Here is a 7,889-nt window from a genome sequence, read left to right as displayed (position 1 = left end):
TGAGGATCAGAAAGCTTGTTTGAATCGATGTATTTCATCCGCAGATTATGCACGAATGCTAAGAAATCCGGAGTGCAAATATTAACCAAAAAGAAGATCGTTTTTTGATTTATGAAAGAGATCTATTAAATTATATATTATCATTATTTCTCATGAAAATCAGCATCAAAACATAGGTGACTTTTATAAACTAAAACGTCTAAAATAAAGTGACCAAAACCACATTAAATGATCTAAATTGATCTAAATTTTAGCCCACCAAAAACCACATCTTACCAATTAAATCATATACTTACAAATAACATCATTTAATGAAATAAATCTCGGTGACCTTGCCAAGGTTGGGGTCATTAAATGTCTTGTGATACTGCTTCTCAAAGAAGTGGATATAGTATTCAACCAGCAGATTGATATCTTCACGGCGTTCTTTCAAAGAAGGAATCAGAACTGGATAGGTAGCTAAGCGGTAATATAGGTCACTACGGAAACGGCCCTCTTCCACTGCTTTTTTTCAGGCTTTCATTGCAAGCCACCATCACTCAAACATTAGTTTTCCGGGTTTTCGTATCACCTAACAGCTCAAACTCGCCAGTTTGCAGTACACGTAGTAAAGTGATGTGTGCTGATAAAAACGGAAACTTTTACTTGGTAAATGGCTTTGTTGCACAAACCTATCTGTAACGGCTTTTTCAGCGATATAATTTCCAAATGAAGAAGCCTACACACAAAATCTACCGCACAACCAATTGGCTCGCATATAACAGAGCTCTCATTAATCATGGGAATATTGCCATTTGGTTCGATCCAAAAACACAATGGTATGCAGAACCTCAAGGCAAACAAGGTCGAAGTCAAACCTACTCCGACATAGCGATTCAATGCTGTTTGATGATCAAATCTATATTTAGACTCACTTTACGCATGGTTACTGGTTTTGTTCAAAGCTTAATTATACTTTGCGGATTAGATTGGACAGCACCAGACTTCACGACGCTTTGTAGAAGACAAAAGTATATTGATATTCAAATTAGCTACCAGAAAAGTCGTGATGGGTTACACCTACTCGTCGACTCTACGGGTTTAAAATTTTTAGGTGAAGGCGAATGGAAGCGTAAGAAGCATCAGCCTGAATACCGTCGGCAATGGCGTAATCTGCATCTTGGTATAGATGCTGAAACACTGCAAATACGTGATGTTCAGCTTACGACAAATAATGTCAGTGATTCACAAGTACTTGGTGATCTACTTGATCAGATTCCTCAAGATGAGCATATTGACTTCGTTTATACCGATGGTGCTTATGACACGAAGCGGTGTCGCCAGTTGATAGAGGTGGTTCCACTTGTTTGAACAACTAAAAGCGTATTTATAAGTGATATTCTGCTCTAGTTAAGCCACCTTGTTTTGTTGCGGTAGCTGATCATAGTAAAACTCATTTGGTGTCATTTTGTCTAGACTCGAATGAGGTCGTTTCAAATTATAAAACTCAAAATATGCACTCAATTGCTTTTTCGCATCTGTGACACTGCTATAAGCTTTGAGATACACCTCTTCATATTTAACGCTCCGCCATAATCGTTCAACCATCACATTATCAATCCATCGACCTTTACCATCCATACTGATTTGAATGCCATTTGATTTCAATACATCAATAAATGCATCACTGGTGAACTGACTACCTTGGTCTGTATTAAATATTTCAGGTGATCCATATTTTTCAATCGCTTCATTTAAAGCCGAAATACAAAAATCCACCTCCATACTAATCGATACCCTATGCGCAAGTACCTTGCGGCTATGCCAATCAATCACAGCACATAAATAAAACAAAGCCTTTTGCCATAGGGATATACGTTATATCCGTAGACCACACTTGATTACTGCGCTGAATAGCCAATCCTTTGAGCAGATATGGATATTTACGGTGAGCTTGATTAGCCTGGCTTAAATTTGGTTTGCAATATAACGCCTGAATACCCATTTTCTTCATTAAAGTACGTGTATGACGTCGTCCTATATGATGCCCTTGAAGATTCAACAAATCACGCATCATACGACTGCCTGCAAAAGGATATTGCATATGTAATTCATCAATACATCGCATCAGTTTCAGATCTGATGAGCTAACAGGTTTTGGGCGATAATAATAACAACCACGAGAGACTTTCAATAACTTAGCTTTTTAGATACTGAAATCTGAAGTGAGTGGTCGATTAACTTTTGTGGTTGAAGCAGTCCAGTTTCTTCAACACACCTTCTAAAAAATCAATTTCTAATGCCTGCTCACCGATTTTTACATGTAACTTTTTAAGATCAATGGGGGGTTCTGATGGAGCTTTTGATTGATCGAAAGCTTGTGAGGAAGCTGAGATCAATTGATTTTTCCAGTCAATAATTTGGTTTTGATGAACATTAAACTCAGAACTCAATTCAGCATGTGTTTTTTCTGCTTTGATCGCAGCAAGTGCTACCTTAGCCTTAAAGTCGTTTGAATGATTTCTTCTTGGTCTACGTGCCATAAAATACTCCATATATTGATGTTTATAACATCATTTGAGGAGCAGAATATCAATTATAGGAGTTGTTCAAATTTCCGGATCCATCTCTGTTGAAATAAACGTTCAATATAACTGTTTTACTAATTAAAGTTATAAGTGGTTTCTTGAACTAAGAATAGCCGATAAAAGTGTAGCAAGTTGCTACACTCCTAGATAATATCCTTTCCGAAAATTTCATTTAGACGATCCTTGATGTCTTCCACAAATTTACTATCAGTTTTCAATTTATTTTTCATTTTTCTCTTAAAGTCACTTAAGCTCATTCCAACTTCAGCAAAATCCATTTGAAATAATGAATCATTGATAACAACGTTTGCTTGAGAGTCTGTGAGGCAACCTACAGTCTTAAACCACTTTTCAAGCTGTAAATAATTAGCATCATCATTAAAAATATACCATGAACGTACAGTGGTATCGAATTTTGCACCTAGATCTTTTACCTCAGCATTATCTTCAAATGGAACATCTAAGTAGATCTTTAATTTTTCGGCCTTTTTATTTTCAATTACAGGCTTTTCAAAACCACGATGATGTAGTTTAAATTTTACGCCTACAATAGGGCGTCCTTTTTTAATTGTTTCATATTCTAACTGTAGATCGGTGTTTTCATTAATTTCAGCTACAATTTTATCTAATACATAACGTCGAAAATCGACCCAACGGTCATATTTAGTTTCATTTATATCAATTAGAGCTTTGAGATTCTCTAATAATAATGGAACTTCGTAGATTTCTTGAGTCTTAAATTTGAATTCGTTTTTTATGAAATAGGTATAAAGACTCATACTTGCAACTGAATCTAGAGCAAATAAATGTTTTAGTTGGTATGTAGTAAAATTACCACCAGCTAATTGAGTAAAGTAAGGTAATACTTCACTGGTAAATCTGATTTGAAGTGCATTCTTTGAATCATCTTCCCATCTTAACTCACGGATAATAGGGACAACCGAGTGAACTCTTTTAGTCTTTTTCTTTATATCATCTACAGGTTCTTCAATTACAAAGTGCGCCACACGGGATGAAAGTTCTTTGTAAATTCGATCAATGGCTACATTAATTGAATTTCGCTTACTTAATCCCAGTAATTCAGCTAAATCATCTTTATACAGATAAATGTATGTTTGTTCACTAATCTCTTTATCGATATGATTCTTCTCACCGTAATTGGCAACAGCCATCGCATATAAAAGTGCTTTATATTCATTCGCTGACAATTCAATAGGTCGTATCAAACGATTGCTAGTACTTACAACCCCATTGTGACGAATATTACCTATGCAGTACGGGATTGAATCCAGCTCTTCTTTGTTATGGCTTAGTTCTGACATAAAGTGTATTAACTATTTTAAGTGTGCTTAACTTGATTATGCATGTTATATAAAAAAGTGGAAAAAGATTCAACACTTTCACCTAAAAAACCTAAGGTGGAATACTTGTCACCAAATTTAGGTAAAAATCAATTAAAGTGGAAATATATTTTTAAATTCCACCCCAAGATGACAAATACTCCACTTTTAGATGTTTTTGATTCTTTATAGAAATACGGATTGATGAATAAATACCCATAATGGATTTTAAATAATCAATTAACCTATTTCGATATGACAAGTTTTCCACCTTTAAAAACGCAGATCACTGAAAAAAAATATCGAGTTTAGTCATAAGAACAAAATTTCTGCATTCTAGGGTGAGTGCGTGAAATTCTTTCCACTCTTAGATCAATGAATATATCAAAAAATGGTGTAGTAAAAAAAAGCCTTGCAACTTTATCCACAATATTATTTTTGTAAGTGATTTTTTTTCCACTCTTGCACTTAAATTCACTAACTTATCAACATTATAAATAATTGTTTTATATATATTTTAAATGATAATACATATATTTTATAATTAACAGTGAAAAACATTCCACCATAGTGACAAACACTCCACTTTTAAGTGACAAATATTCCACTTTACAGTGACAGATATTCCACTTTTAAGTGATCATCTTTCCACTTATAGAGGACAACTCTTCCACTTTAAGGTGACAAACCCTCCACCTTAAAGTTGATATGCTATTGTTTTTAAATAAAAAATATCAACTTAATTATTAATTAACTTAATTATTAATTACTATTAATTATTAAATAAGCTAGCTATATAAAACTTTAAATTTAAAATTGCTTTAGCGTTATACAAATGACTGTTTTAAATTTAAAAGGTGTAGTAACTTAGCCCAAAGTTATTTATATTAATAGTAATTGTAAATATAGAATGATTTGACAAGTATGTCTGCAAAAATTATTGCTGTTGCGAATCACAAGGGTGGTTGTGGTAAAACAACAACAGTTGTTCATTTAGCCTCTGAGCTAGCAAACTTAGGAAAAAAAGTGCTTGTAATCGATTTAGATCCTCAAGCAAATGCTAGCTTGCATATTGGTTTAAAACATCCAAGTGAAATTGGAGTAACAACCGCTGAGTTATTAGTAGGTGATGTCTCATTACTTACTGACGCTTTAGAAGAAGATACTAATTTTGATAATGTTTCACTAATTTATGGTTCTCTCAATTTAGGAAAAACTGAGGACCAATTAAAAGAAGATGCGCCAAGACCATCAGAAGAACTCACTACAAAATTAGAACTATTAAAAGATCTTTATGATTTTATTTTAATTGACTGCCCTCCAAGTTTAAAACTATTGACGAGTAATGCTTTAGCATCTTCAACACATGTAATTATCCCGATTGAATCTGGCTCACAATATGGTCTATATGGTGTTACAGACTTACTTAATCATTTAGAAAAAATAAAGCGAATCAATCCGGAGTTACAATTATTAGGTGCACTACTTATTAAGCACGATGAGAGACAAAATGTTTGTAAACTCATTCGTGATGAAGCATTTAAGCAAGTGGGCTATATTATGGAAACGACTATTCCACAAAGTACAAAAGTAAATCAAGCCGCAATTATGCAGCAGTCTTTACTTAAGCTAGACAAAAGTGGAAAGGTTCGAAAGGCTTTTGAAAGTTTAGCTAAAGAAGTTTTAGCTAAAGTTAACTGATTGAGAATTTTATGGCAACTGCAAAAGAACTTTTAGCTCAAAAGCTGAAACAAAATACTCAAAAGCATCAATTAGCTCAAAAAGATAATATCAAGGAATTAAAGGAATTTAGACGAAATGTCCCCATTGAAGACATTTCACGGAGTCCTTATCAACCGCGTAGAAAATTTGATGAGCAGGAAATCAAAGAACTGGCTGAATCGATCGATGAAGTTGGTTTGTTGCAACCCATCACTGTTCGTAAACTTGAAAATTTAAAATTTGAACTGATTGCAGGTGAACGTCGATTACGTGCGCATGAAATTCTAAAAAAATCGACCATTGAAGCAATTATTATTGATGCAAATAATGAAGAAGCTTCACTACTTACACTAGCTGAAAATTTAAAACGCCAGGATTTAACAGACTTCGAAATCTATATTGGTCTAGTAGGCTTAGATGAAAATTTAAAGAAAAATAAACAACGTTTAGCGAAGTCTTTAGGCTTAAATCGCGAAGACATGTATAAATATTTATCTTTTGAAAAGTTGCCTAAAGCCATCTTGAATGATTTGGTAAATGAGCCCCAGTTATTAGGTCGAACTGCTGCAACAGCTTTTAAAAAATTTCTTGCAGATCACGACGAAATAAAACAACGTGCTGAAAAAGCCTTGTTAACTGTTTGGACAAAAGTAAAGAATGGCCAACTTGAGCAAACTAAGGCTGTTGCACAAGCTACGAAATATCTAGTTCAAGATAATAATGACTCTCCATCAACATCGCTTGTAAAAAAAATTGAATATGCTGGGAAAGTTGCTGGAAATATTAAATTTAATGATAAGTTATTAAAGGTTTCTTTAAAAATTTCTCATTTTGATGATGCTAGTTTGGAAAAATTAGAAAATCTATTGAAAGAGTTGGTAGAGAAAAATCAAGAAGTGTAGCAACTTGCTACACTTCTTTTCTTTAAAATATGTCTGATAGTATAATCTTGGTGATACCTAGTAATAAAATTAATGTTAATTAAAAACAATTTTTTTATAATATATATTTATAAAAGTTAGATGCTGTTGACATTTGTTGTATAAAAAATAGTGAGAAAGTAAAATTCAATCGACAAACCACATTCCTTCTTGTTATGTATTACAACAATGCTGGCGCATAATCAATGGTCTAAGTCTTTAAATTATTATCAAATGATGCAAATCTAGAATAGGTTTCTATTGATGCATCTCGTATGCGAGTGCATCAACATACGACCGGAGTGAAAGACCAAGCTATTTCTAATAACGTTGGTGGAAATAGTTCTAAAATCCATTTAGTTGTGGATGCGGATGGAAATCCTACTGAATTTATTATTAATGATACCAAGACCCATGATTTGAAAGTGCATCTGATTTGTTTGATGTTTTGGATTTAAGTGAAAAGCCCATTACTCGCTTCTAGCTTAACCTTAGATAAAAGCGGATTAAGCAAAAGCTATGATGTTCGTCCCTTCATCATGCAGAGCAATGAAACCGACTACGACTTTATTAAACGACTTTTAGCTTCTGAAGGTGTAACTACACTGATTGATGAAGCACAGCATCAAGTATGGAGTTCATCTGAACAGATCAAACCACAAAAGCTACGCTTAATTGATGATAATGCCCAATTTCAAGCATTAGATCGTCGCAATATTCGTTTTCATCGAAGTAGTGCTACAGAATGACAAGACATTATCACAGCATTCACAGGATTGCGTTCTCTACAACTAACTGCGGTACACCTTCAAAGATGGCAAGCAGATGCTTTAGCACAAGAAGAAGGTGCAGGCTCGGTACTCACAAAACATCAGCATTCAGATAATCAAGATGTAGTAAGTTTAGGCTTAGAACAAGCCTTTCACATCAGTCCTGCATGGATACAAGACCTCAAAGGTGAAGATGGTGCAACTCAGTCTGGCAACAAACAAATTGAAAAACTGAATGAAAATTTAAGCAAATACTTCAATTCGCAAGCCAAGTACTTTAGTGCGACTTCAACAGTACGTGATGCACATGTCGGGTATTGGTTTAAGTTCAAAGAACATCCTAAAATTGATCAACATGAAGGTTCCGATCAAGAGTTTCTAATCACAGCAAAGACCTTTTATAACCAAAATAATTTGCCTTGTTAGCGGCAGTGTAAAAATGCCCCCCTAATGGCATTTAAAAACTGACCCCCTTGGTTAATATAGCGGTCATTTTGGACTGCTCAACATGTTAACTTTGGAGCAAGCAGTGACAATCCAAATACTTCATCAACAAGGTAAATCTATTAA

3 protein-coding genes and 4 pseudogenes are annotated in these 7,889 nt (G+C 34.1%); 5 read left to right on the top strand and 2 right to left on the bottom strand.

The genetic code is table 11. The features are described from left to right. Positions 1-708 precede the first annotated feature (708 nt). Positions 709-1,329: pseudogene (locus FTV03_RS16425) on the top strand (IS5 family transposase); the annotation flags it as partial. A 60-nt stretch (positions 1,330-1,389) separates the two neighbouring features. Here FTV03_RS16425 and FTV03_RS16420 read toward each other — a convergent pair. After that, positions 1,390-2,534, bottom strand: a pseudogene (locus tag FTV03_RS16420) (IS3 family transposase). A gap of 176 nt (positions 2,535-2,710) precedes the next feature. Continuing rightward, positions 2,711-3,889, bottom strand: a complete 1,179-nt coding sequence (locus tag FTV03_RS16415; RefSeq protein WP_104442428.1) for a replication initiation protein — start codon at positions 3,887-3,889, stop codon at positions 2,711-2,713. 942 nt (positions 3,890-4,831) lie between these two features. Here FTV03_RS16415 and FTV03_RS16410 point away from each other — a divergent pair. The 4 genes and pseudogenes from FTV03_RS16410 to FTV03_RS16395 all read left to right on the top strand — a co-directional run. Continuing rightward, positions 4,832-5,608, top strand: a complete 777-nt coding sequence (locus tag FTV03_RS16410) for a ParA family protein (RefSeq protein ID WP_130075507.1) — start codon at positions 4,832-4,834, stop codon at positions 5,606-5,608. Positions 5,609-5,619: 11 nt separating this feature from the next. Then, on the top strand, positions 5,620-6,531 hold the full coding sequence (locus FTV03_RS16405) for a ParB/RepB/Spo0J family partition protein (protein ID WP_104442427.1): 912 nt from the start codon (positions 5,620-5,622) through the stop codon (positions 6,529-6,531). Positions 6,532-6,764: 233 nt separating this feature from the next. Beyond that, positions 6,765-6,977, top strand: a pseudogene (locus tag FTV03_RS16400) (IS5/IS1182 family transposase); the annotation flags it as partial. Between the two features lie 33 nt (positions 6,978-7,010). Then, a pseudogene (locus FTV03_RS16395) lies at positions 7,011-7,739 on the top strand (phage late control D family protein); the annotation flags it as partial. Positions 7,740-7,889: the final 150 nt, after the last annotated feature.

The organism is Acinetobacter sp. YH12218, from assembly GCF_013417925.1.
GTDB lineage: Bacteria > Pseudomonadota > Gammaproteobacteria > Pseudomonadales > Moraxellaceae > Acinetobacter > Acinetobacter amyesii.
The sequence above is the reverse complement of the archived record's forward strand: the minus strand, read 5'-3'. Positions and strand labels throughout refer to the sequence as shown.